The sequence below is a fragment of the Planococcus sp. APC 3906 genome, from assembly GCF_030407685.1.
Classification (GTDB): domain Bacteria; phylum Bacillota; class Bacilli; order Bacillales_A; family Planococcaceae; genus Planococcus; species Planococcus koreensis.
The window spans coordinates 79,881-103,573 of record NZ_JASDCW010000007.1 but is presented as its reverse complement, the minus strand read 5'-3'; the positions used below and the strand labels follow the sequence as shown (position 1 = coordinate 103,573).

Below are 23,693 nucleotides of genomic sequence, written 5' to 3'. Positions count from 1 at the left end.
TAATTATAACATAAAAGCGACAGAATTTCACGTTTTAAAGAGGTTGGAAGGAACTGTGATAGACTTTTCATTTCGCTTCAGACGGACGCTTTCCGCGGGCCTGGCTTCAGTCTCCTCGTCGCTGCGCTCCTGCGGGGCCTTCAGCTCAGGCTAGTCCCGCTGGAGTCGCCGTCTTCCGCTTCATTCAAAGGTATTTCTTAATATAGAAAATCATTTCTTTTACCGAAGAACAGTAAGATATACATTCTGCATCTTCTTTTCAATATCCAGAGATGTAGAAAAAAAGCGGAGACATCTATGGAATATTAACTTTAAAAACTGAAGTTCTGCATACTCAGTTATTCTTCAGCGCCTTCATTTTCGACAAAACGGCGCACTGCGCATAGTTCTTTTTCGTGCACGGTGCCGGCGAGTTCGATGATTTCAATGGCTTTGCCCGGCGTCGGTGAATGGATCATCAAGCCGTTGCCGTAATAGATGCCGACGTGGTGGAGCCGGCCTTTGCCTTCTTCGTATGCGAAGAACAAAAGATCGCCGATGTGCCAGTCTTGTTGGCTGTCTTTATTGATTTCATGGCCTTCCGCTGCTTGGTCTTTCGCATCGCGCGGAATGATTACGCCGTTCGCTTTCAGCATATTGTAGCTGAGCCCGGAGCAGTCAAAGCCGTAGCTCGACATGCCGCCCCAGAAATACGGCAATTGCAAAAATGTTGCAGCCAGGTTTGCGACGTCCACGCCGGTGCCTTTTTCTACTTGGTCGAAGCCGCGGGCGACTTCCGCTTGCTTGGCCATGATGAAGGCGTCGCCAAGTGGCGTCTGCACGCGGATGAATTCCCCCAATTCCTTGACCGGCAGCATCGTATTGAATGGCACGACGAGGAGTGGTTTGAAATCTTCGGTCCATAATTGCGCCATTTGGGAAACGACGCGGGCATATCCGAGTTCGTCGAGTGCTTCGACTTCTTTCAGTTGGTCAATGGGCACCCAGCCCGGGTAGCCGCGCTCGTCTTTTTGCGATGGCTGCCAGATAGCCGCGATTTTCGCCCAGCCATCCGCCACTTCATCAATCATTACCGGTTCCCCGAAAAGGAGCTGCGACTGGACGCGGTTGCTGTCGACCATGTCACGGCTTTCTTCTGCTGTCATGGTATTGATCCATTTATTGATATTGGGCGTTTTCCCTAAGCCTTCCGCATCTGCTGCGCGGATTTTCTCCGGCGCCGTCCATACGGTCGCAACGGGCACAGTGCATACCCACCTTGTCGATTCTGTCTGCAGCATCTTTCTCCTCCGTCCTTCATCGTTTATTCTACGCCTGGCAATACCGTGAGCGTTCGTGCATCTCCGTCAAGCCGTGCTTTCGCACCGAGTGGCACAGAGAAATGCGGTTCGCAATGGCCGATCTTAAAGCCTTTGACTACCGGCACTTTCAAGTCTTTGAAATAATCCGCGAACACCTCATCCAAGCTCAACGAACGCTCTGGCTTTTTCGGATCTGCGTTTTTAAAATCGCCGATGACGATGCCAGCCACTTCTTCAAACTTGCGGGCCATCTTCAAATGGTTCAGCATTTCATCGACCTGGTAAGGCTCTTCGTCAATGTCTTCGATCAATAAAATCTTGCCTTTCGTATCGAGTTCGAATTTGGTACCAATCGAACTTCTGATTAACGACAGATTGCCGCCGACCAATTCCCCTTCAGCCTGGCCGCCCACCAGCGTTTCAAGCGGCGCGACTTCTTCCGTGTAATGCAGCTCGAACGGACCGAATAACTGGCCGAACATCCGGCCGCTGCGTTCGTGGAATTCATCCTTGCCAACATCCGACGCAAGCATTGGGCCATGGAAGGTCACGAGGTCCGCATATTGTCCAATCGCTGTATGTAAAAATGTTATATCCGAATAGCCCCAGAATACTTTCGGGTTTTCTTTGATCATCGCGAAATCGATGCGGTCTGTATAGCGCGCCGCTCCGTAACCGCCACCCGCGCAAATGATGCCGGCAATGTTCGGATCTTCGAACATCTCATGCAAATCAGCAAGGCGCGCATCGTCGTCTCCTGCAAGGTGGCCGCGTTTCGCTTCCACGGACTTGCCCATTTTGATATTGAGCCCCAATTCCTCTATGAATGGCAAAGCTTTCTTCAAATTGTCTAAGTTCGGCGGGCTCGAAGGCGAAATGATGCCGATCGTGTCGCCTTTTTGCAGCCGTTTTGGCGTTATACGCAAATAAATCCACTCCCATTTTCAGTTATGTACTTATCTAGCATACCGTTTTCAGCAAAATTTGGCTTGCATCGCGAGTTCCACCATGACGAGCATCGCCCGGTAAGCTTCTAAAATGTCCTTTGCTTGAAAACGGACAATGGTCGTCCCATCCTCAATCTCACAGCCCGGCATCATCGCCGCCAGCTCCGCTTCGCCATAATTCGTGAATTCGATTCTCAGCAGCGGTTTTTCCGGAGGTACAAGCGGTTTGACATTGCGGCGATTTTCTATAGCCGCTGCCGTTTGTCGCGCCAGCAACTCTTGCGCTTTTTTCGGATGCAGCGTCTTGACGGCTGAACGCGTAATGGATTCTTTCACTGCCGCCGTAATGACGTTTGGAATTAACGCTTCCGCCTCACGACAGGCACAATCATCTCCCGCTACCATAAGGACCGGCACACCGAAATATCCGGCAACATAGGCGTTCAAGCCCAACTCGCCAATTTCGGTTTCATTGATCCACATCGACCGCACACCGAAAATCATTGCATGCGACATCACGCCTTTTTGCCCCGCCCTCGCGTGGTAGCCTGCAAAAAAGGCACCATCGTAAGATGCATCCAGCCCTTCCACCATCGAAAAAGCCTTCACCCCGCCCGTAATCAGCAGCGCGTCTTCATGGAGATCTTCTGCAATCAAGTTATTCATCTTTGAATGGCTGTCATTTACGACGAATTCTTGCGCTCCATGATCGAATGCACTTGAGATCACGGCGTTGGCATCCTTTGTCATCAATCGGCGTCCGCGTTCATAATTGTGTTCAGCTGAGTCTACATATGTATAATCCGGCAATGCCGTCACACCTTCCATATCCATCGACAAATAAAACTTCACTCTGCAGCATCCTCTCACCTTGAATTGTCGGAAACTTCCTTCTATTTACTGTATCAAGTGAAAGGCGACATTTCAATCAGTGCTTCATCTTTTAAAATAGCTTTCAAATTTACATTTCTATAGAAAATTGTTTTATTTTTGAATATTTAGTTATTTTGGTCCATTGTATCAAATTAACGCTCCATTATAATAAAAATAAGTCAAAAAGATATCTGAAAAATGTGATTACATCACTTAGGAATCTTTTATCAGACAAATAGGCATTCAAAAGGGGCGGATTGAGATGAATTTTGACAAAGTACTAGAATTGGGTTGGGAAGATTTAGCATTAGGGGTTGGCGGTTCTGCAATTGTCATGTTTGTTATCAATTATGTCACTTTGCTGTAAACTGAATTTACTGCAGCTCTTATAAGCCCTTTTCCGCACACAACGGAAAAGGGCTTTCATGCGTTTTTGGGCACACAAAAACGCCTGTCCTTTGTTCTGGGTGCGGACAGGCGTTTATCCATTGGCTGCTTTCACTTTTAAAAACCTCCATTTTCCTGTTTTTCAAGCATCTGGCGTTCAAGCAATTGCTGTTCCAGTAACCTAAAGAACATTGCTTCGTCATGGGTCGCTAGAGCATAGTCAATCATCCGGTCAAAATTCTCTTTTTCCAGAAACTGAATCGCTTCCTGCGCTTCTTCCCTAGCTTGATCATTCACTCCGTGCAGCCCCGCTCTCTCTTCTTGCAGGATTGCCTGTAAATGTGTATGGATATCCGAAACCAGCAATAGCTGGTATAACGGCAAGCGTATAAATCTATTGCCTTTTTGGAAAACGAACACTTCGGATAGATTTTCCACTTGGAGGGTATTTAAATTGACGATGATTTCTTTTCCTTCTACCGGTATAAAGTGGAACAATTCGTCATCTTTCAAGATTGAAAAGTATTGATAGGCGAACACAAACTTAACCAAATGGCCTTCTTTCTTTGTATAAAAAGGTTTCATCAATTTAACCTGCAGCATGTCACTCCCCCCTTTTGGTTAAAGAGTTTGAAAATTCTTACTACAATTATGATATCATAAATTTCTCATTTTGGATATAAAAAAGCACAAGGATTATCACCTTATGCCAAAGGTTTTTCAACCCTTTTTTTGGATGAAACGATAAAGTTCATTTCTCCTGATGCCGTACTGAGAACCATTTTTTCAAGCAGAAATTGCAGGAATTTCGTGAATTCACCGTCGCTCAACTCTCCTTTATGGAGCACAATGCGGCTCGCTGCGAAATCAATTTCCGCTGATTTCCGCGTCCCCTCAGGTGTTTCTTCACTCTTTAAGATCACTTTGCTGCCTGAAGAAACAATGTGCCAGCAAATTTTTTCATAATTGCCCGATCTCGCCGTCCCGTAAACTTGCCACTCCATAATGCTTTCCTGCTTCAATAAATAACCGAGTTCCGGAATCTCCAATATGATTGATTGGACCATGATGTGCCTCCTCAAACGATTTTTTATAGGACTTTTTCTTCTAAATGATTCCAAATCGCTTACAATCCATGAAAATTTTTTATTATTTTTATTGCTTCAGATTCTCTCTCAGCCCTGCGCACGCTGAAAAGCACAGCACATTTCGTATCTTTTCCTAAGCGCCGCTGGGCAATACTTGGTCTTCATCGTTTACGCCGCCATTTTAAAGCCGTATAATAGAAGGAAAGTTTTTATTTTGGAGCGATGCATATGGCTACGGTTCAATCCCTGGCAAAACGATTCGATGATACGATCTACAATTATATGGCTGCTATCGAAAAATCACTCACTCCATCACGGGAAATGGATGAGGAAATGGTTCGAAAAGCAGTCTTTTTAGTGCGCCACGACGGCGTACAGATACTGTCATTCAATGAAGAACGGCTTTTGCTTGAAGCGATTGTCAAGGACGCCCATACCGTCAAGGTCGTCTTGAACTTCGATAAAATGAACGCCGTCTGCGCATGCCCACAGCCCGATATGTGCCGCCACAGGCTTGCGGTGATTTTTTCACTGTACCAGAAAGTCGGCTCATTATCGGAATGGGTTGCCGCTTGGCGGGCACAGCCGAGCAGCCAGCTGAAAATGATGGCGGAAAAACGCTCACCCGAGCAATGGACCCAAATCATCAAAAGCGTTTGGCGCGATCCGATACCTGACTACACAACCCGCAATTACTTTTATTTTGAGCAAATGTTCGAAGGCCGCTTGAAAAATGCCTTGTCGTTTGTGCCTCTTGAACGGGAATGGAAAGTATTTTACCGCACGTATGCCCATTTGATTTCCTTGATGGAAGTTTGGGATACGTTTATCGCGGGCACCGAGGAAGTGCATCATTCGTTTTTCAAAACCTGGTTCGAGGACGAATTGCATGCATTGCGCGATTTGCTTGAACAATTGCGTGTACAGCACCGGACATTTGAAGCGGATGCCTTTTTGGACCACTTAAGAAAGCTGGTCCGTGCATTCATAGAAACAAAAAACGGGTCGTTTTCACAACGTTTCACGGTCTACCGGCTGTTCTGGACGACATTGTTCATTTCGAATAAATTGCGCAGCAGCGAAGCAGCTGCTTTGGCGAAGCCGGACCACCGCATCGCCGCATTTTTCGCGATCTTGTCCGGCGATGGCGTGGTTGTCCAAAAAATCGCACCAGGCGAGACTGCAGATTGGGTGCAGCTTGCGATCCAAGCGGAGACTGAGCAGCATCAACAAGCGCTGACCGCTATTTTAATGGCGATCAAACCGCATGTAAAAACCTTTTTGTTCGAAGGACTCTATACCCAGTACCGCCACCAATATGTGCGGATATTAAGCCGCCTATTTTCGCAGATTGATCTGAGCGAAGCGGATTGGGAAGATTTGTTCAAGCAATTCGGCCATTACGGATTGCCAGCGTATTCGACTTACTTGATTGAAAAACAATTTTATAAACAATGGGCAGAGCTTCATCATCTCCATAATTCGCCGCTTTATTTCGTCGAGGAATGCGGCTTGAAAAACGTGCAAGACGCCGCACCTGATTTTGTTCTTCCGCTATACCACCGGTTTGCGATGGACTTTCTGGAAGAGCGCAACCGCCCCGGCTATAAGCAAGCGGTGCGGATTTGGAAAAAGATGAAAGCCGCCTGCAAGAAAAGCGGTCAACTGGAATTCTGGAACGCCTACATGACCGAAGTGCGTACACAGAACAAGCGCCTGCGGGCACTGCAGGAAGAGATCGAGAAAGGACATCTTCTATGAATCAGTTTCAGACAGAAGGAAGCAAAACCTATTATTTAAAGATCAGCCGCGCTGAAGAGTTCCGCATTCAGGCTACCAACGAAGCGGGGAACCGCATTCCTCCTGAAATCTGGAAACCGTATCTCTATTTTTTAGACAAAGCGAGTTTTTACGGATTGGCTTCACGCATCGACGGGCTGGACTTGCTCCTGACACCAGCAGATTTCGTGCGCTTATTTCAGCAGAAACCTCACCATTACGTAACGTTTCTCGGGCAAAGCCCTGCAGATGATACTTGGCTCAGCCTAGCTTCACGCGTATCCGATTCGCTGAACGATCCTGAATTATGGAATCACGTCGAAGCCGATGGCGATGACATCGTCATCCGAGATTCATACGGCGACGCGGAAATTCAGTCGTTCCTAGCGGATACCATCCGCCATCAGCTGCGCCAAAAAGGCTTGTCGCCGGCCCAACTGCCGTTCATCAGCCATTTCGTGCAGCAAGTCGGCTGGGATGGATTGCCGGCTGCCGACGATTATGTGCTGGCTGCTCAATTGAGCGAACCTGACGAAGACGCATTCTGGTCCTTTAAAGTCGTATTGCGGACGAAACGCGGCTCCGTTTATTGGTCCCCTTCGAAGCGCCGCATGAACGAACCGTTCGAAAAAGTGCTGCCTGAAAAATGGCGCGTCCATGCAAGCGAAATCCAGGAAAGGCAGTCGCTGCTCCTAAGCCTCTGCCCCGCCGTTGAATCCTTTGAAAGCGACCGGTTTTACCAGGCCGACTGGACGGATGCGCAAGTGCTCGACTTTTTGCGCAACGATGCAGAGATTCTGCAATCGTTCGGCATCGAAGTTTCGATTCCGTCATGGCTGAAAGCAGTCCAGGAATCCAAAGTACGCGTGAAAGCAAATGTCCATTCGCCGATCAAGAAAGCATCGGTTGTCGGGCTCGACCAGATCATCCGTTTTGACTGGCAGTTTTCATTGAATGGCCATGAGCTCAGCATGCAGGACTTTAACCAGCTCGTCTCCGAGAACAAGGAGTTCATCCGCATCGGGAACGAATGGGTGCGCGTCGACTCCGCCTTGCTCATGCAGCTCCGAAAAATGATCGAAAAAGCGGAGGACGCGGATTGGACCATAAAAGACATGCTGTTCCAGAACGTCCCTGAAATCATGCTGGAAGAAAACATCGAAGAAGACGATCCGCTTGTCGAATATCACTTGAACAAGTCGCTTCGAACATTGCTCGATAAACTGCTGGATAAGCGCGACTTGCCGCCGACTCCGGTTCCGGCCAATCTCCATACTACGCTCCGCCCTTACCAGAAGACCGGTTTCGATTACTTGGTTTTCATGCGCGAAGAAGGCTTCGGCCTGTGCTTGGCTGACGATATGGGCCTTGGCAAAACGGTTCAGCTGATTGCGTATTTGCTGCATGTCCACAGCAAGAACCCTGGACAGCCCTCGCTGATCATCTGCCCGACTTCGGTACTCGGCAACTGGCAGAAAGAGCTTGAACGTTTTGCACCTGACTTGAAAGTGGGTATGCATTACGGCAGTTCACGCCCGAAAGGCGAGCAATTCACGAACTATCTGGCAAGCGAGCGCCCTGATGTCTTGTTATCGACTTACGGCATCGCTTCGTCCGACGCGGAAGAAATCCAAGCCATCAATTGGACGAGCATCACGCTTGATGAAGCGCAGAACATCAAGAATATGTACACGAAACAATCGCGCACAATCCGTAAATTCAAAGGCGGCCACCACATCGCTTTGACTGGGACGCCGATTGAAAACCGCTTGTCTGAGCTATGGTCGATTTTTGACTTTATCAATAAAGGCTACCTTTACCGGATCAAGCAATTCCAGGAAAACTTCATGATTCCGATTGAACGGGATGATTCCGAAGAGCATAAAGAAAAATTGCGCCAGCGAATTCAGCCATTCCTGCTGCGCCGCACCAAAAAAGATCCGGATCTGCAGTTGAACCTTCCAGAAAAACTGGAGCAATTGGAGTATTGTCCGCTTACGCCTGAGCAAGCCGCGCTTTATGAAGGGCTTGTACAGGATACGGTGCAGAAAATGGAGACGCTCACAGGCTTCGAGAAAAAAGGGCTTGTGCTGAAAATGCTTAGCAAATTGAAGCAATTATGTAATCATCCGTCTTTATACTTGAAAGAGCCGTATACTACCGCGGATGAAATTCTGCCTCGTTCACAGAAGCTGGAGCGCATAGTGACTCTCGCCGGGGAAATTGCGGAACGCGGGGAACAATGTTTGATCTTCACTCAATATATCGGCATGGGACACCTTTTGCAGCAGGCCATCAATGAACTTTATGGCCATGAAGTGCCGTTCTTGACTGGCAGCATGCCAAAAAATCAGCGCGATTCGCTGGTGGCTGCTTTCCAAGCAGGCAAATTCCCGATCTTCATCTTGTCATTGAAAGCGGGTGGTACAGGCCTTAACTTGACCGCCGCCACGCATGTTCTCCACGCGGATAGATGGTGGAATCCAGCTGTTGAAAATCAGGCAACTGACCGGGCATATCGCATCGGGCAAACGCAATTCGTGCACGTCCATAAATTTGTGACGATCGGGACCATCGAGGAAAAAATCGATTCACTTCTGACACAAAAACAATCGATGTCGGAACAGTTTATCCAGTCCAGCCAATGGATGACTGAGCTGTCTGACAACGAACTGAAGGAATTGTTCACTTATAATCTTTAAAATGATTCGGCCAGGCCCCCACCTGGCCGAATTTCCTTTTAGACGGAAAAACCTTCACCCTTTTTCAGCGGAACGGAAGATCGCTTTCATTTCACTTAGTTCCCGTTCCGCCTCGCTCAATCGCTGATGAAGCAAGGCAGTCAGCCTGATCAATTGCTCCATATGCACTTCCAGTTGCAATTGCACGTCTTTCTGCATCGCTAAGTGCCTCCCTTTTCATGTTATACGGTCACTTTATCCGTCGCTGGCGGCGGAAAGTCAAAATCTGCAGCAGATTCAGGCTCCCCTTGGACGGCTTCCGCTTTCTCCTTCTTTTTGTCGAGGAACCGGATCTGGTCTCCCAGTATTTCTGTGACGTAGACGCGTGTACCGTCTTCTTTGTCGTAAAAGCGGGATTGCAGCCTGCCGCTCACCGCAACGAGCGCACCTTTATGGCAGTATTTGTGGATATTGAGCGCTGGCCGCCCCCATGAGGAACACAGCACAAAATCCGTTTCCACTTCTCCTTTCTGATTTTTGTAATTCCGGGAAACCGCCACGACGAATGACGTATGTACGCGCCCTTCAGGCAATTCACGCATCACCGGATCTTTTGTTAAACGCCCTACAATACCGACTTGGTTCATGTATTCACCTCCTTTGGATTACCCAAATCATAGATCGAACAGCGAATATTGCGCAAAAGGGCAAAAATGGAATTTGGGGGTTATCAGGGCTCAATATTTTATTTTTGGCTGCCCGCAAAAAAAATTCGTTGTTTATTTTCACTAGAATTAACGGGAAAAACCCTAATTTGTCCCTTTATTAAAATGTCGGATTTTGCATATTGGCCATGAAATTTCTGGTGTTTGCACTGAAAAATAATGGCTGTGATATACTGGAAAAAAGTGATGTTTGGAGTGAGATTCGTGAAAACATTTAAAATGCTATCGCTCGGAGTAGTCGAAAATGATGTAGTGACAGATTATCCACTGGAAGATGGGATCATCATCAATCAGGAAAATAGCCACCGTTCGTGGGTGTTGGAAATGCTGATGGACATCCGCTATTTGGAGACATTCAAAAGAATGATGGAAACCGGCCATATCTACGATGTCAAAGTGGTCATCTCCTACCCGGAAAATGAACCGGCCACATTCGAAGTTGCCATCTATGGCGTGAAAGTCATCGGAGATCAAATTTCCGTGCTGTTGAAAGGCACCCTGAAACGTGCGCGCCGCAAGTACGCTGAAACGCTTCTATCAGAGTTGCTCGAAGACGGTCTTGAAGGCGAAGAATTGCTCGAGCGTTTCGAACACGATATGCGCAAACGGCCAGGTTTGAGAAAAGACGAAGCTAAACAATAAAAAAGCTGGAATCCAGGGACATTCCCCGGATTCCAGCTTTTTTTCTTTTTCATTTTGCTTCTGCAACCGGTCCTAGTGCGAATAGGATATCGCATTCGCAGACAAGTTCGCCGTCAACGGTGGCAATGGCATGACCTTTGCCCATTGAACCGCGCAATTTTGTCAATTCCACTTCAAGCTTCAATTGATCGCCAGGTACAACTTGGCGCTTGAACCGGCAATTGTCGATGCCCGTGAAGAACGCCAGCCGCCCTTTGTTTGCATCAAGCTGAAGAACCGCTGTTGCGCCGACCTGTGCTAATGCTTCAACGATCAATACGCCTGGCATAACCGGATAACCCGGGAAATGGCCGTTAAAAAACTCTTCGTTTGCCGTTACATTTTTAAGTCCGACCGCTCTTTTTCCCGCTTCGATTTCCAAAATGCGATCCACCATTAGAAATGGATAGCGGTGCGGCAAGATTGCCTGAATCTGTTCTACTGTCAACATGGTTCCAACCCCTTTGAATTCTTTTGCAGTTGAAATCGGCTGTGGCATAAGTTCGCCGCCCGCAGCCTTCAACTTATCCTTGCGGCTAAAAAACAAGAGCGGAAATTATTTCTTCCCGCTCATGATATCGATAATATGCTGCCACGTTTCCCATTTCAGTGCATCTTTCGCGTTGCCGTCTCCGATAACGCCATAACCGATCATTGATCCCAGCGCAGCGGCAATAACGATTAGCACCAATACGATAATGATGCGGAGCCAAATTGGAAACATCCGAATTTGCACCCACCGAGTCTTTTTCGCTTCCTTTTTGGCCACAGCTGCATCTCGTTCCGGAGCTTTTCTAGTTTCTTTATGAAGAGGAATTTTCTTATTTGTTTCAGCCATTCATTCAGTCAACCTTTCCATTGATGCATACGCCCGTTAAGCTTGGGCAGTTTGTCGCCGAAATTCTACTGTTATGTATATTTTCCACGCGCATCTGCATTAGTTGTCATTATACTAAAAATATGCGGATTTGCCATATGCCATTCGTCATAAACCCTGCATACAGCCTAGCTTCCAGCAATCCACTTAACGGCGTTTCGACAACCGGCCCATATTGTCCAGCATAATGCCGGTACCTAATGCCACGCAATCCATTGGGGTTTCCGATACAGTTACAGGCACTTTCAACTCTTCAGCCAATAATTTCTCCATGCCATGCAGCATCGCACCGCCGCCTGTCAAAATAATGCCGCGGTCAATGATGTCTGCAGACAGTTCCGGCGGTGTTTTCTCCAGCACATTTCTTGCTGCTGCCACGATCATGGCAATCGAATCTTTTAGCGCCCCTTCTATTTCAGAAGAATGGATTGTAATGACGCGCGGCAACCCTGTTACCATATCGCGCCCGCGCACTTCCATTTCCTCTTTGCGGTTGCCTGCTAGAACCGAACCAATCTGAAGCTTTATATTTTCCGAAGTGCGTTCACCAATCAATAATTTGTATTCGCGTTTAATGTATTGAAGAATATCGTTATCGAATACATCTCCCGCAACTTTGATCGATTCGCTCGTGACGATGTCGCCCATCGAGAGCACGGCTACATCTGTTGTGCCGCCGCCGATATCGATGACCATATTGCCGCTTGGCTGGTAAATGTTCATGCCCGCGCCAATCGCCGCGACTTTCGGTTCTTCTTCCAGATAGACTTTTTTGCCGCCTGATTTTTCGGCAGCTTCCCGGATCGCTTTTTGCTCGACACTTGTTACGTTAGTCGGACAGCAGATCAAGATTCTCGGCTTCGTCATAAAGCCTTTTACCTTCAAGCGGTTAAGAAAATATTTCAGCATGATTTCTGTGACATCGAAGTCCGCAATAACGCCATCTTTCAATGGACGTACAGCGACGATGTGTTCAGGTGTGCGGCCGATCATTTTGCGTGCCGCTTCCCCTACTGCAATCACTTGATTTGTTTTGCGGTCCAGAGCTACAACTGATGGCTCATTTAAGACGATGCCTTTGCCTTTCACATGGATCAGGACGTTAGCCGTCCCAAGGTCTATTCCTATATCTTTTGAAAACATTTAAACCGTTTCCCCTTCCAAATCTAGCACAGCAATTATTGAGCCTGAAAAAGACTCTCCTAACTGAACATTTTATCATAGGTAAGAGATAAAAGAAAAAGAATTTCCAAGGAATATAGTCCTCTTTTGAGAGGAGTTGTTCTCATTTCTCAATTCATCTGCTGATGCTTTTAGTTTATTGGCATAATATTTTGCGTCAGTTGAAAAAAGCTTTATGGCATATAAAAAGCCTGCCGGCAAATAACCGGCAGACTTGAAATATAAATGATATTAGGCCATTTGCTCTTCTTTTACTTCTGTTTCCACAGTCGTAACTCGTTCGATGTCAGCACCTAAAGCAGCTAATTTTTTATGGAAATTCACGTAGCCGCGATCCAAATGATACAATTCGTTAACGCGAGTGATGCCCTCAGCAGCCAATCCTGCCAATATAAGCGCTGCTGCTGCTCTTAAGTCAGTTGCAGACACTTCTGCTCCTTGAAGCTTAGAAGGCCCTTCCATGATCACTGAACGCCCTTCAATTTTAACAGACGCGTTCATGCGGCGGAATTCTTCAACGTGCATAAAGCGGTTTTCGAAAACGGTCTCTGTCAAGATGCCGCTGCCCTGAGCAGTCAACATCAATGACATCATCTGAGACTGCATGTCTGTCGGGAATCCCGGGTGAGGCATTGTCTTAATATCGATTGAACGAAGCGGACGATTTGAGCGGATGCGCAAACCTTCTTCTTCTTCTTTTACATCAACGCCCATTTCCTCCAATTTGGAGATTAAGGCCGCCATGTGTTCAGGAACTGCATTTTCAATAATGACGTCGCCTTCTGTGATAGCGGCAGCCACCATGAACGTGCCAGCTTCTACACGGTCAGGAATAATGTAATGCTCAGTGCCGTTCAATACTTCCACGCCTTCGATGCGCAATGTATCTGTGCCAGCGCCCACGACTTTGCCGCCCATTTCATTGATGTAATTTGCCAAATCAACGATTTCTGGTTCTTTAGCCGCGTTTTCAATAATCGTGATGCCCTCAGCCAAAGCTGCTGCCGTCATGATGTTTTCAGTTGCACCGACGCTCGGGAAATCCAGGTAGATTTTAGCGCCGCGCAGACGGCCGTTAACAGTCGCTTCCACGAAACCATTGCCGAAAGTGATTTGTGCGCCCATCGCTTCAAAGCCTTTTAAATGCAATTCAATCGGACGTGATCCGATTGCACAGCCGCCTGGAAGAGCAACTCGAGCGAATCCATTACGTGCAAGCAACGGCCCCATAACCAAAATTGAAGCACGCATTTTACGAACGTATTCGAATTGCGCTTCGCTTGATAAGGTGTTTGATGCATCAATCACCATTTCATTTTTTTCCGGGAAGTATTCAACAGACGCGTTCAAACTTCTCAAAACTTCTTGAATCGTGTAGACATCCGCCAAGTTTGGAACTTCTTTGATAACGCTCTTGCCATTTGAAGCTAGCAAAGATCCTGCCAATACTGGCAAAACTGCATTCTTCGCCCCTTCGACACGTACTTTCCCTTTAAGTTGTTGGCCGCCTTTTACAATAATCTGATCCACTGATATGCCCTCCATCTATAATGTGATTTATCTATATGTACAATCTGTACGTTAAAGTCCTATGTCATAATTTAGAAACAAAACCTTTCTTATAATACCTGTATTTTACTAAAATAACAAGTATCTATGGAAAGTTTTTAATAACAATTATCTTTTATGGCTATAATTTTCGCAGGACTGACAAATTTTCTGTCCGTCTCCACAAACATCTTTACGCTTTCATGACAATGGTATTTTTCCCTTATAATTCAAAACTAAACCTAAATCCCTATTTTATTTCCCGGGAAATAAAAAAATTGCTTTGCCGCCATGAGAACATTTGTCCATGTGCAGCAAAGCAAACTTAGAAAAGATAGGGCAATTGCCTTGACCATACCGAGATATTTAAAAAGAAGGTTGAGACGGCTAACCCGATTGAGATGCTTAAAAAGATATACAAAATTTGCGCTTGCAGCACGTGTTCCTTACGTATCCATTTTTCAAACATTACTGCCCGCATTGCGTAAAAGGCTACACCCGAAAAAAAGATATGGCTGAATATCGAAATCAATGCCTGCTGGCCGATCATGGTCTCCATTCTATCTCCCCTTTGCACAAATATAAGTTGCTAATAAAAAAAGCGGACAAAAGTCAAAAACCCTTTTGTCCACTCGTTCTTATCGTCCAGCATCAGCGGCTATGAACGGCCGTTTCCGCTTTTCTTATTGGCTAGCTTCAGCGACCAGATTCTAGGGTCATAAGCCACTCTGGCTGTGCGGCTGAAAACATGCCGCTTCGCCAGTGCGTCTTATGCCCGTCGAATCTATACGGTCGCTTACGCTTTTCTTTAGATATTACCCTCATAAACGTTGATACGATTCATCGCACGTTTTAACGCTAATTCTGCTCGTTTAAAGTCGACTTCATCTTTATGCGCCTGAAGCATCGCTTCTGCACGCTTTGCAGATTCTTGTGCACGCGCCAGATCGATGTCTGTCGCAAGCTCTGCGGATTGTGCAAGAATTGTTACTTTGTCAGGGCGAACTTCTAAGAATCCGCCGCTCACAGCTGCCAATTCAGTCGAGTTGTCTTTCTTCAATCGGACTGCGCCGATTCCAAGAGGAGCAACTGTCGGAATGTGGCCAGGCAAGATACCCATCTCGCCTGTCGCTGTAACTGCTATTACCATAGAAACTTCTGAATCGTATACTGGGCCGTCGGGAGTGACAATATTGACTTTAATGGTCTGCATTTTTTTCCCTCCTGGTCCCTGGTTTTAGACTTGTACGCCCATGCCTTTGGCTTTTTCGATTACTTCTTCAATACGCCCTACCAAACGGAATGCGTCTTCAGGCAAGTGATCGTATTTGCCGTCAAGAATTTCTCTGAATCCTTTGATCGTTTCCTGTACTGGCACGTACGAACCTTTTTGGCCCGTAAACTGCTCAGCAACGTGGAAGTTCTGAGATAGGAAGTTTTGAACGCGGCGCGCACGGTTAACCGTTAGCTTATCTTCGTCGCTCAACTCATCCATACCTAGGATTGCAATGATATCTTGAAGCTCACGGTAACGCTGAAGCGTTTCTTGAACTTCACGGGAAACTCCGTAATGCTCTTCGCCAACGATTTCAGGCGACAATGCGCGAGAAGTCGAAGCCAAAGGATCCACGGCAGGGTAGATACCCATTTCAGAAAGTTTACGCTCAAGGTTTGTAGTTGCATCCAAGTGAGCGAAAGTTGTTGCAGGAGCTGGATCCGTATAGTCATCGGCTGGTACATAGATCGCTTGGATCGATGTTACTGAACCTGTGCTAGTCGTTGTGATACGCTCTTGCAATTGACCCATCTCTGTAGCAAGTGTCGGCTGGTAACCAACCGCTGATGGCATACGGCCTAGAAGGGCTGAAACCTCAGAACCTGCTTGTGTGAAACGGAAAATGTTATCGATGAAGAGAAGAACGTCAGCGCCTTGCTCGTCACGGAAATATTCTGCCATAGTCAAACCACTTAAAGCTACACGCATACGTGCGCCAGGCGGCTCATTCATCTGGCCGAAGACCATTGCCGTTTTCTTGATAACGCCGGATTCGCTCATCTCGTGGAATAAGTCATTTCCTTCGCGTGTACGCTCACCAACACCAGCGAATACTGAAAGTCCGCCGTGCTCTTGAGCGATGTTGTTGATCAATTCCTGGATTAGAACTGTTTTACCTACACCAGCACCACCGAAGAGACCGATTTTACCGCCTTTGATGTAAGGGGCAAGCAAGTCAACAACTTTGATACCAGTTTCAAGGATTTCGATTTCAGTGGAAAGATGTTCGAAAGTCGGCGCTGAACGGTGAATCGGGTTACGCATTTCTGTAGCCGGAATCTCTTCGCCTAAATCGATAACTTCGCCAAGTACGTTGAATACACGGCCTAATGTTACATCTCCGACTGGAACAGTGATAGCGCTGCCCAAATCAGTTACTACTGAACCGCGTTGCAATCCATCAGTAGACTCCATTGCAATAGTACGTACAGTGTCGTCACCAAGGTGAAGAGCTACTTCCAACGTCAATTTTACTTGAGGTTGGTTTGGACGATTAATTAATACTGTTAGGGCGTTGTAGATCGCTGGAAGATGGCCATCGGCAAACTTAATGTCTACAACCGGTCCCATAACTTGAAGAACGTGTCCTGTGTTCATGCTGTTCCCTCCTGTCTTACTTTTTTTCATAATATCGCACTTGAGCTTTTCCTGACGGTTCGGCCCAAGCGCTCTAGAAATTGCTTTTTTAAGTTCTATTCAAGCGCCGCTGCTCCGCCGACGATTTCAGTGATTTCCTGAGTGATCGCAGCTTGGCGCGCACGGTTGTATGAAAGTGTCAATCCATTGATCAAGTCAGTCGCGTTATCGGTTGCGCTCTTCATTGCGGTCATGGACGCAGCGTGTTCACTTGCCTTGCCGTCAAGGACAGCACCAAAAATCAAGCTTTCTGCATATTGCGGAAGAAGCACTTCTAAGATGGCTTCAGCGGATGGATCGAACTCGTAAGAAGCAGTTGCTCCAGTCGCTTGGATATCCGTTAGAGGCAGGACTTTCTTTTCAGTAACGTCTTGCTGAATTGCAGAGGCGAAGTGATTGTAGTACATATAAACTTCGTCATACGTACCGTCTGAGAACATACCAACAGCTTTGCGCGTGATTTCTTTGATGTCTGCAAAAGTCGGATGATCCGGAAGTGCGATTGCACTTTCCAAAATCGTCATTCCCTGCTTAGCGAAGAAATCCCGACCTTTACGGCCAACGCTTAGGATAACGAACTCATCATTGGATGTATGGCGTTCATTGATTCTCGCCATCACTGTCCGAAGGATGTTGCTGTTATATCCGCCGACTAAGCCGCGATCCGATGTGATCACAAGGTAAGCCGTTTTCTGCACAGGGCGTGTCATCATCATTGCATGCGTCTCGTTTGAGCCAGCTGCGATTGATGCGACAACGTCCTGAATTTTCTCCATGTAAGGAACGAACGCTTTCGCGTTCACTTCCGCACGGTTCAATTTCGAAGCAGAAACCATCTGCATAGCGCGGGTGATCTGGCTCGTTTTCTTGGTTGACGTAATTCGGTTCTTTATATCGCGTAAAGATGCCACTGGTATTTCACCACCTTATTATTTTTTGTTCGTATCCGGACTGGTCGAAAATTACTCTGATTTTGCGAATGTGCGTTTGAAATCGTTGATCGCTGCGCCAAATGCGTCGTCAGAAGGCAATCCTTGAGTCGTGCGAATCGTATCCAAAACTTCAGTGTGGTTCGAATCCAACCAGCTTGTCAATTCCGCTTCGAAACGAGTGATGTCTTGAACTGGAATATCGTCAAGGAATCCGCGTGTCAATGCATAGAAAATAACAACTTGTTTTTCAACTTTGATCGGGTTGTTCAAATCTTGCTTCAAGACTTCAACTGTGCGTTTACCGCGCTCAAGTTTTGCTGCAGTCGCTGCATCAAGGTCTGAACCGAATTGGGAGAATGACTCCAATTCACGGTATGCTGCCAAGTCAAGGCGCAAAGTACCAGCAACTTTTTTCATCGCTTTGATCTGAGCTGAACCACCAACACGTGATACAGAAAGACCGGCGTTGATCGCTGGACGAACACCAGAGAAGAATAGATCTGACTGAAGGAGAATTTGTCCGTCAGTGATCGAAATTACGTTTGTTGGAATATAAGCGGAAATATCGCCAGCTTGTGTTTCAACGAATGGAAGGGCAGTGATTGATCCTGAACCCAATGTTTCGTTCAGTTTCGCAGCACGCTCCAACAACCGTGAGTGCAAGTAGAAGACATCCCCTGGATAAGCTTCTCGGCCTGGTGGACGGCGAAGCAATAGTGAAAGTTCGCGGTAAGCAGATGCTTGTTTCGTCAAATCATCATAAACGATCAAAACGTGTTTGCCGTCAAACATGAATTCTTCAGCCATTGTGATACCTGCATAAGGAGCAAGGTACAATAATGGAGCTGGCTGTGAAGCCGAAGCCGTTACTACGATCGTATAATCCAACGCGCCGTTTTTGCGGAACGTTTCAACTACGTTACGTACTGTAGATTCTTTTTGTCCGATTGCCACGTAGATACAGATCATGTCTTGGTCAGCTTGGTTCAAGATTGTATCGATTGCTACAGACGTTTTACCTGTCTGGCGGTCACCGATGATCAATTCGCGCTGTCCGCGGCCGATCGGAACTAATGCATCAATCGCTTTGATGCCTGTTTGAAGCGGTTCATGAACCGATTTACGGGCCATAACGCCTTGTGCAGGGCTTTCGATTGGACGTGATTTTGTTGTGTTGATCGGTCCTAGACCATCAACAGGCATACCTAATGGATTTACTACGCGCCCGATAAGTTCTGATCCTACCGGTACTTCCATAATGCGGCCAGTACGACGTACTTCATCGCCTTCTTTAATGTCTGCGAATGGGCCAAGGATAATGATACCAACATTGTTGGCTTCCAAGTTTTGCGCCATTCCAAGGACACCGGTTGAGAACTCTACAAGTTCTCCAGCCATGACGTTGTCGAGGCCATGAACACGAGCGATACCGTCACCGACTGTGATTACTGTACCAATATCGTCAACTTGCATTTCAGATTGATAATTTTCAATCTGCTGTTTAATCAGGACACTGATTTCTTCAGCTTTGATGCTCATGTATGTCACCCTCTCTTAATTTCTTAGATTAACCGATCAATTGACGCTGCAGGCGCTCTAGTTTCGCGCTGACTGAGCTGTCGAATATGCGGTTTCCGATTTGAAGACGCAGCCCGCCGATTAGGGACGGGTCAATGATGTTTTCAATTCGCAATGCTTCTTTGCCGATTTTTTTCGCAAATACAGAAGAGATGGATGCGCGCTGCTCGTCAGTCAATGGGCTTACCGAGTAGACTTTCGCATCTTCAATTCCTTTGTCTGCGTTATCCAAACGGATATATTCGTCGACGATTGGAGAAATTTCAATTAAACGTTTACGGTCAGAAAGCAATTGCAATGTGTTTAGGACATATACATTCGCCTGTCCGAAAAGCTTGGAAATAACGGTTTTCTTTTCAGTTGCTTCCAGTTTCGGGGAACTTAATAGTTCCAGCAGTTCTGGATTTGCCACGAAAGCTTTTTGCACTTCGCGAAGATCCATTTCCACTTCCACTGAAGCGCCGTGTTTTTTAGCGATTTCGAACAATGCTAGTGCGTAGCGTTCTGAAGCTTGGCTCATTGCACTTCGCCTGCCTTCGCAATCGTTTCGTTAATCAATTGGCGGTTGTCTTCTTCAGAGATTTCTTTGTTAAGAACTCTAGATGCTGCAAGCAATGACAATGCGACAACTTCTTCGCGCACTGCTGCCATCGCTTTATCACGTTCGTTTGCAATTTCTTGAACTGCAGATTCTTTCATGCGGCCAGATTCGGCACGCGCAGTCGCGATTAGTTCCTGACGCGAAACTTCGCCTTGCTTTTTAGCATTTTCTACGATTTCTTGCGCTTGAACACGCGCTTCTTTTAACAAGCTGCGTTGTTCTTCAAGCAATTTAGCGGATTCTTGGCGGCTGTTTTCAGCCGTTTCGATTTCGCTGGCAATCAAATCTTCCCGCTGCTGCATGATGCCCATCAAAGGACCCCAAGCGAATTTTTTCAGCAAGAACAGCAATACTAGAAAGACCACAAGTGTTGCGATGATGTCTCCACCATTCAAAAATTCTCCAGTTGCACCAAGTACAAGGTGATCAAAAAACACGATTGTTTCACTCCCTTCAAGAGCCTAAAATCCGGATTCTTCTATTTAGTAAAATCTATTGATTTCAAAGATGTTGTTTCAAGATCAAATGGGTCATACAAACATAAATGGCGAAAAACATGCCGAAGCATTCCCGCCATTCTGCTTGATATTGTCTAGAGCACAAACGCCATAAATGGCGCTTCCGCTTTTCGTTGTCCAGCTGCAGCGCCCAGATTCTAGGGTCATAAGCCGGCCCGGCTGTGCGGCAAAGAACGCCGCTTCGCCAGTCCGGCTTATGCCCGTCGAATCTACACGGGCGCTTCCGCTTTTCGTTAATACTATTGGTTCATTACGATGAACGCGATTACTACAGCGATGATCGGCAATGCCTCAACCAAAGCTACCCCGATGAACATAGTTGTTTGTAGAACGCCACGAGCTTCTGGCTGGCGAGCGATACCTTCTACTGTTTTTGAAACGATCATTCCGTTACCGATACCTGCACCTAGTGCTGCTAAACCTACTGCGATTGCTGCTGCTAATAAACCTAATGAACCTGTCATTGTGATGTTTCCTCCTCAGGATAGTTGTTTTTTTGTTTGCTCTGCTAGGAGCGTTTTATACTCAATGGTCTTCGCTGACTTTATGCGATAAATAAACCATCGTTAACATAACGAAAATGAATGCTTGGATTGCCCCGATAAAGATCGAGAATCCTTGCCATACCATCATCGGAAGGAATGCAGCGGCAAAACCGAATACACTTGCTCCGCCGAGTCCGGCCAATAATGCAAGAAGAATTTCTCCTGCGTAAATGTTTCCGTAAAGACGCAGACCGAGTGTCAGCGTATTTGCGAATTCCTCAATGATCTTAAGCGGGAAAAGGAATGACATCGGTTTGAAGTAATCCGCACCGTACCCTTTCAGCCCTTTCAGCTTGATGCCATAATAATGGCTCAAGATGATAACCATTGCTGCCAGCGTCATTGTTACAATCGGATCAGCTGTTGGTGATTTCCACCAAAGATCGCCGTTGACAATGATTGAGAAAGGGAGACCTAACATATTCGATACGAAGATGAACATGATTAGCGTTATTCCCAGCACATGGAACCTGCCGCCAGTTTTCCAGTCCATATTGCTTTTAATGATGCCCTTGACGAAATCCATGATCCATTCCATGAAGTTCTGCATGCCCGTAGGCTTCAGTTTCAAATTCCGTGTAGCAATAAAAGCAATGAGGAAAACGATAACAGCGGCAACAATTAGCATCAAAACATTCGACAAGTTGAACCATAAGCCGAATATCTCACGAGTTGGAGCGCCGTGATCCACGATAGTTTCACCTCTCTTTCACTTTTCTTAATGGTGTTTCACGTGATAGATAATCCGTTCCGCCAATAACAGAACATAAGGAATCATCAATCCAATTACCGTACTGACCAAGTGAACTTGCTCTGCGAAAAGAATTGCTATCGCAACAGCGGCAACACCTGATGCAAACCGTAATGCCGTTCCAAGCGAACGAACCTTCGAGCCTTCTGCCACCGCCCGGTCGAATTTTTCCATCCGGCGAACCAAAATCCACATATTATAAATGCCGAACAGGGATCCTATGATGAGGCCTGCAAAAATCGCCTGGTATGGGGTCAATCCCCAGCCTAAAACGAAAGCTGCCAGAATGAAATACATCATCTTTTTTAGGCGTTCATAAATTTCCCTAAGTCCATCCATTTTCTACTGGTCTCCTGATTCGAATTTTCGGACGGTCTGAAGCATTGCCCATACTCCGAGAGCTAATCCCGCAAGCAGGAAAATGATCAGAAATAGCGGGGCGGTTCCGAATTGTTCATCGAGCCACATACCTGTGAACAGACCGATGAGCACGGACCCGACAAGTTGTGAGAGGATGGCGCTGTAAAGTGCCATCGCTTGTAAGGGACTTTTTGTTGGGCGCATGATAAACCCCTCGAGTTTCGTTTTGATTTGACATAAAACCCTTAAAAAAGAGCAGTCGCATCAGGCTTCCAGAACAACATCTTTATGTATGAAAACCTTCTCATGCATACCCTTTGTAAGCATACATTAGGGGTAAATTCATGTCAATTGGATGAAGTGAAAAACATCACAAGCGATTCTGGGCTGACATATTGTCGACAAATTTAAAAACAAATGTCCATAACCTTTTCTAGTTATTGCTTGTTTTCGAAATAAGCATGCAGGGCTTCGACAATCCGCATCGATGCTTTTCCGTCTCCGTATGGATTGGATGCATGCGACATGCTTTCATAGGCCGCCTTGTCTGTCAGCAATTCTTTCGCCAAGCGATAGATATCTTCCTCATTTGTTCCGGCGAGCTTAAGCGTTCCTGCATCGATGCCTTCCGGACGCTCCGTTGTATCGCGCAGCACCAGAACCGGCTTGCCGAGCGATGGCGCTTCTTCCTGGACGCCGCCCGAATCGGTCAAAATAAAGAACGAGCGCGCTGCGAAGTTATGGAAGTCCAGCACTTCAAGCGGCTCGATCAAGTGAACCTGCTTGTTGTCTCCAAAAATTTCGTTTGCCACTTCACGCACTGCCGGATTCAGGTGAACCGGATAGACCACTTGGATATCGTCGTGTTCTTCTGTTAGGCGTTTGATGGCCCGGAACATATTGCGCATCGGTTCGCCCAGGTTTTCACGCCGATGGGCTGTCAGAAGAATCATCCGGTCCGAACCGATCTTCTCCAGCATCGGATGGCTATAGTCATCACGCACAGTCGTTTTCAACGCATCGATGGCTGTATTGCCGGTGATGTAAATGGTTTCTTCTTTTTTGTTTTCAGAACGCAGATTCTCGGCAGACTTTTCAGTCGGCGCGAAATGGATATCCGCTAAGACACCAGTCAATTGGCGGTTCATCTCTTCCGGATAAGGCGAGTACTTATTGAACGTACGCAGTCCGGCTTCGACGTGTCCGACAGCAATCTGGTTATAGAATGCCGCAAGCCCGGCGACAAAAGTCGTTGTGGTATCGCCATGGACAAGCACGATATCCGGCTTGGCCTCTTTCATGATGCCGTCCAAGCCTTCAAGTGCACGGGTTGTCACACCGCTCAGCGTCTGGCGGTCTTTCATGATGTTCAAATCGAAGTCCGGCGTGATTTTGAACGTCTCCAGGACTTGGTCAAGCATTTCGCGGTGCTGCGCAGTGACAGCCACCAGCGGCTCGATTGTTTCAGGATGCTTCTGGAGTTCCAGCACAAGCGGAGCCATCTTGATGGCTTCCGGCCGCGTGCCGAAAATCGTCATTACTTTCCACTTTTTCGTCAAGCTTATCCCGCCTTTTCACTTCATTGTCCAGACTCCGGTGGCCAGCCCCTCGAGGTCGCTTCGGTTTTGCCAACAATGGTAAAACGCC

26 protein-coding genes are annotated in these 23,693 nt (G+C 46.8%); 3 read left to right on the top strand and 23 right to left on the bottom strand.

Translation table 11 applies throughout. The features are described 5' to 3' along the window. Positions 1–338 precede the first annotated feature (338 nt). The 5 genes from QMA09_RS06430 to QMA09_RS06410 form a co-directional block, all read right to left on the bottom strand. Positions 339–1,280, bottom strand: a complete 942-nt coding sequence (locus QMA09_RS06430) for a C40 family peptidase (RefSeq protein WP_290212476.1) — start codon at positions 1,278–1,280, stop codon at positions 339–341. Between the two features lie 23 nt (positions 1,281–1,303). Next, positions 1,304–2,227, bottom strand: a complete 924-nt coding sequence (locus tag QMA09_RS06425) for a S66 peptidase family protein (protein ID WP_135501573.1) — start codon at positions 2,225–2,227, stop codon at positions 1,304–1,306. Positions 2,228–2,275: 48 nt separating this feature from the next. Continuing rightward, positions 2,276–3,100: a M55 family metallopeptidase gene (locus QMA09_RS06420; RefSeq protein WP_290212475.1), complete on the bottom strand. Its 825-nt coding sequence runs from the start codon at positions 3,098–3,100 to the stop codon at positions 2,276–2,278. Positions 3,101–3,625: 525 nt separating this feature from the next. Further along, positions 3,626–4,111 carry a transcriptional regulator gene (locus QMA09_RS06415; protein WP_135500208.1) on the bottom strand — a complete coding sequence of 162 codons (486 nt, stop codon included), beginning with the start codon at positions 4,109–4,111 and terminating at the stop codon, positions 3,626–3,628. 101 nt (positions 4,112–4,212) lie between these two features. Then, entirely contained in the window at positions 4,213–4,575 is a 363-nt protein-coding gene (locus QMA09_RS06410; RefSeq protein ID WP_290212474.1) for a hypothetical protein, read from the bottom strand. A 249-nt stretch (positions 4,576–4,824) separates the two neighbouring features. On the opposite strand from QMA09_RS06410, the gene QMA09_RS06405 reads away from it, so the two are divergent. Further along, on the top strand, positions 4,825–6,357 hold the full coding sequence (locus QMA09_RS06405; protein ID WP_290212473.1) for an SWIM zinc finger family protein: 1,533 nt from the start codon (positions 4,825–4,827) through the stop codon (positions 6,355–6,357). Next, positions 6,354–9,077: a DEAD/DEAH box helicase gene (locus tag QMA09_RS06400; protein ID WP_290212472.1), complete on the top strand. Its 2,724-nt coding sequence runs from the start codon at positions 6,354–6,356 to the stop codon at positions 9,075–9,077. The genes QMA09_RS06405 and QMA09_RS06400 overlap by 4 nt, the downstream gene beginning before the upstream one ends. Positions 9,078–9,131: 54 nt before the next feature. Here QMA09_RS06400 and QMA09_RS06395 read toward each other — a convergent pair whose 3' ends face one another. Together QMA09_RS06395 and QMA09_RS06390 are read right to left on the bottom strand one after the other, a co-directional pair. Next, positions 9,132–9,275, bottom strand: coding sequence for a hypothetical protein (locus QMA09_RS06395; protein WP_175580250.1), 144 nt, complete (start codon positions 9,273–9,275; stop codon positions 9,132–9,134). Positions 9,276–9,298: 23 nt separating this feature from the next. Then, the gene (locus tag QMA09_RS06390) at positions 9,299–9,703 is read right to left on the bottom strand and encodes a single-stranded DNA-binding protein (protein ID WP_135500204.1); all 405 of its coding nucleotides are present in this window, start codon (positions 9,701–9,703) and stop codon (positions 9,299–9,301) included. A 282-nt stretch (positions 9,704–9,985) separates the two neighbouring features. On the opposite strand from QMA09_RS06390, the gene QMA09_RS06385 reads away from it, so the two are divergent. After that, positions 9,986–10,423 (top strand): YwpF family protein, encoded by a 438-nt coding sequence (locus tag QMA09_RS06385; protein ID WP_135500203.1) that lies wholly within the window; start codon positions 9,986–9,988, stop codon positions 10,421–10,423. 49 nt (positions 10,424–10,472) lie between these two features. Here QMA09_RS06385 and fabZ read toward each other — a convergent pair whose 3' ends face one another. The 16 genes from fabZ to wecB form a co-directional block, all read right to left on the bottom strand. Further along, positions 10,473–10,913, bottom strand: a complete 441-nt coding sequence (gene fabZ / locus QMA09_RS06380) for a 3-hydroxyacyl-ACP dehydratase FabZ (protein ID WP_135500202.1) — start codon at positions 10,911–10,913, stop codon at positions 10,473–10,475. 105 nt (positions 10,914–11,018) lie between these two features. After that, positions 11,019–11,300: a DNA-directed RNA polymerase subunit beta gene (locus QMA09_RS06375; protein WP_135500201.1), complete on the bottom strand. Its 282-nt coding sequence runs from the start codon at positions 11,298–11,300 to the stop codon at positions 11,019–11,021. Between the two features lie 186 nt (positions 11,301–11,486). Beyond that, positions 11,487–12,482 (bottom strand): rod shape-determining protein, encoded by a 996-nt coding sequence (gene mreB / locus QMA09_RS06370; protein ID WP_135500200.1) that lies wholly within the window; start codon positions 12,480–12,482, stop codon positions 11,487–11,489. 270 nt (positions 12,483–12,752) lie between these two features. Then, positions 12,753–14,051 (bottom strand): UDP-N-acetylglucosamine 1-carboxyvinyltransferase, encoded by a 1,299-nt coding sequence (murA, locus tag QMA09_RS06365; RefSeq protein ID WP_290212471.1) that lies wholly within the window; start codon positions 14,049–14,051, stop codon positions 12,753–12,755. 343 nt (positions 14,052–14,394) lie between these two features. Further along, complete coding sequence (locus QMA09_RS06360; RefSeq protein WP_290212470.1) at positions 14,395–14,628, bottom strand: DUF1146 family protein; 234 nt, start codon at positions 14,626–14,628, stop codon at positions 14,395–14,397. Positions 14,629–14,877: 249 nt separating this feature from the next. Then, positions 14,878–15,282: a F0F1 ATP synthase subunit epsilon gene (locus QMA09_RS06355; protein ID WP_290212469.1), complete on the bottom strand. Its 405-nt coding sequence runs from the start codon at positions 15,280–15,282 to the stop codon at positions 14,878–14,880. A 24-nt stretch (positions 15,283–15,306) separates the two neighbouring features. Further along, on the bottom strand, positions 15,307–16,722 hold the full coding sequence (atpD, locus tag QMA09_RS06350; RefSeq protein WP_135500196.1) for a F0F1 ATP synthase subunit beta: 1,416 nt from the start codon (positions 16,720–16,722) through the stop codon (positions 15,307–15,309). A 95-nt stretch (positions 16,723–16,817) separates the two neighbouring features. After that, the gene (gene atpG, locus QMA09_RS06345; RefSeq protein WP_290212468.1) at positions 16,818–17,672 is read right to left on the bottom strand and encodes an ATP synthase F1 subunit gamma; all 855 of its coding nucleotides are present in this window, start codon (positions 17,670–17,672) and stop codon (positions 16,818–16,820) included. Positions 17,673–17,723: 51 nt separating this feature from the next. Further along, the gene (gene atpA, locus QMA09_RS06340; protein ID WP_290212467.1) at positions 17,724–19,232 is read right to left on the bottom strand and encodes a F0F1 ATP synthase subunit alpha; all 1,509 of its coding nucleotides are present in this window, start codon (positions 19,230–19,232) and stop codon (positions 17,724–17,726) included. A gap of 28 nt (positions 19,233–19,260) precedes the next feature. After that, positions 19,261–19,791 (bottom strand): F0F1 ATP synthase subunit delta, encoded by a 531-nt coding sequence (locus QMA09_RS06335; protein ID WP_290212466.1) that lies wholly within the window; start codon positions 19,789–19,791, stop codon positions 19,261–19,263. Beyond that, complete coding sequence (gene atpF / locus QMA09_RS06330) at positions 19,788–20,309, bottom strand: F0F1 ATP synthase subunit B (RefSeq protein WP_290212465.1); 522 nt, start codon at positions 20,307–20,309, stop codon at positions 19,788–19,790. The genes QMA09_RS06335 and atpF overlap by 4 nt, the downstream gene beginning before the upstream one ends. A 320-nt stretch (positions 20,310–20,629) precedes the next feature. Then, positions 20,630–20,854 (bottom strand): F0F1 ATP synthase subunit C, encoded by a 225-nt coding sequence (gene atpE / locus QMA09_RS06325; protein ID WP_135500191.1) that lies wholly within the window; start codon positions 20,852–20,854, stop codon positions 20,630–20,632. A 61-nt stretch (positions 20,855–20,915) separates the two neighbouring features. After that, a complete protein-coding gene (atpB, locus tag QMA09_RS06320) occupies positions 20,916–21,626 on the bottom strand; it encodes a F0F1 ATP synthase subunit A (RefSeq protein WP_135500190.1) in 711 nt (236 codons plus the stop codon). Positions 21,627–21,653: 27 nt separating this feature from the next. Further along, entirely contained in the window at positions 21,654–22,025 is a 372-nt protein-coding gene (locus QMA09_RS06315; protein ID WP_290212464.1) for an ATP synthase subunit I, read from the bottom strand. Positions 22,026–22,028: 3 nt separating this feature from the next. Further along, complete coding sequence (locus tag QMA09_RS06310) at positions 22,029–22,250, bottom strand: AtpZ/AtpI family protein (protein WP_135500188.1); 222 nt, start codon at positions 22,248–22,250, stop codon at positions 22,029–22,031. Positions 22,251–22,483: 233 nt separating this feature from the next. Continuing rightward, positions 22,484–23,605, bottom strand: a complete 1,122-nt coding sequence (wecB, locus tag QMA09_RS06305) for a non-hydrolyzing UDP-N-acetylglucosamine 2-epimerase (protein ID WP_290212463.1) — start codon at positions 23,603–23,605, stop codon at positions 22,484–22,486. Between the last annotated feature and the right edge of the window lie 88 nt (positions 23,606–23,693).

What these genes read in the sequence shown, in the direction of transcription:
- atpA (WP_290212467.1), bottom strand. Translation starts at nt 19,232, where the DNA reads ATGAGCATCAAAGCTGAAGAAATCAGTGTCCTGATTAAACAGCAGATT.
- mreB (WP_135500200.1), bottom strand. Translation starts at nt 12,482, where the DNA reads ATGTTTTCAAAAGATATAGGAATAGACCTTGGGACGGCTAACGTCCTG.
- QMA09_RS06375 (WP_135500201.1), bottom strand. Translation starts at nt 11,300, where the DNA reads ATGGCTGAAACAAATAAGAAAATTCCTCTTCATAAAGAAACTAGAAAA.
- QMA09_RS06400 (WP_290212472.1), top strand. Translation starts at nt 6,354, where the DNA reads ATGAATCAGTTTCAGACAGAAGGAAGCAAAACCTATTATTTAAAGATC.
- atpE (WP_135500191.1), bottom strand. Translation starts at nt 20,854, where the DNA reads ATGACAGGTTCATTAGGTTTATTAGCAGCAGCAATCGCAGTAGGTTTA.
- QMA09_RS06310 (WP_135500188.1), bottom strand. Translation starts at nt 22,250, where the DNA reads ATGCGCCCAACAAAAAGTCCCTTACAAGCGATGGCACTTTACAGCGCC.
- QMA09_RS06395 (WP_175580250.1), bottom strand. Translation starts at nt 9,275, where the DNA reads ATGCAGAAAGACGTGCAATTGCAACTGGAAGTGCATATGGAGCAATTG.
- QMA09_RS06315 (WP_290212464.1), bottom strand. Translation starts at nt 22,025, where the DNA reads ATGGATGGACTTAGGGAAATTTATGAACGCCTAAAAAAGATGATGTAT.
- QMA09_RS06335 (WP_290212466.1), bottom strand. Translation starts at nt 19,791, where the DNA reads ATGAGCCAAGCTTCAGAACGCTACGCACTAGCATTGTTCGAAATCGCT.
- QMA09_RS06355 (WP_290212469.1), bottom strand. Translation starts at nt 15,282, where the DNA reads ATGCAGACCATTAAAGTCAATATTGTCACTCCCGACGGCCCAGTATAC.
- QMA09_RS06410 (WP_290212474.1), bottom strand. Translation starts at nt 4,575, where the DNA reads ATGGTCCAATCAATCATATTGGAGATTCCGGAACTCGGTTATTTATTG.
- fabZ (WP_135500202.1), bottom strand. Translation starts at nt 10,913, where the DNA reads ATGTTGACAGTAGAACAGATTCAGGCAATCTTGCCGCACCGCTATCCA.
- QMA09_RS06430 (WP_290212476.1), bottom strand. Translation starts at nt 1,280, where the DNA reads ATGCTGCAGACAGAATCGACAAGGTGGGTATGCACTGTGCCCGTTGCG.
- atpD (WP_135500196.1), bottom strand. Translation starts at nt 16,722, where the DNA reads ATGAACACAGGACACGTTCTTCAAGTTATGGGACCGGTTGTAGACATT.
- QMA09_RS06415 (WP_135500208.1), bottom strand. Translation starts at nt 4,111, where the DNA reads ATGCTGCAGGTTAAATTGATGAAACCTTTTTATACAAAGAAAGAAGGC.
- QMA09_RS06360 (WP_290212470.1), bottom strand. Translation starts at nt 14,628, where the DNA reads ATGGAGACCATGATCGGCCAGCAGGCATTGATTTCGATATTCAGCCAT.
- QMA09_RS06390 (WP_135500204.1), bottom strand. Translation starts at nt 9,703, where the DNA reads ATGAACCAAGTCGGTATTGTAGGGCGTTTAACAAAAGATCCGGTGATG.
- QMA09_RS06405 (WP_290212473.1), top strand. Translation starts at nt 4,825, where the DNA reads ATGGCTACGGTTCAATCCCTGGCAAAACGATTCGATGATACGATCTAC.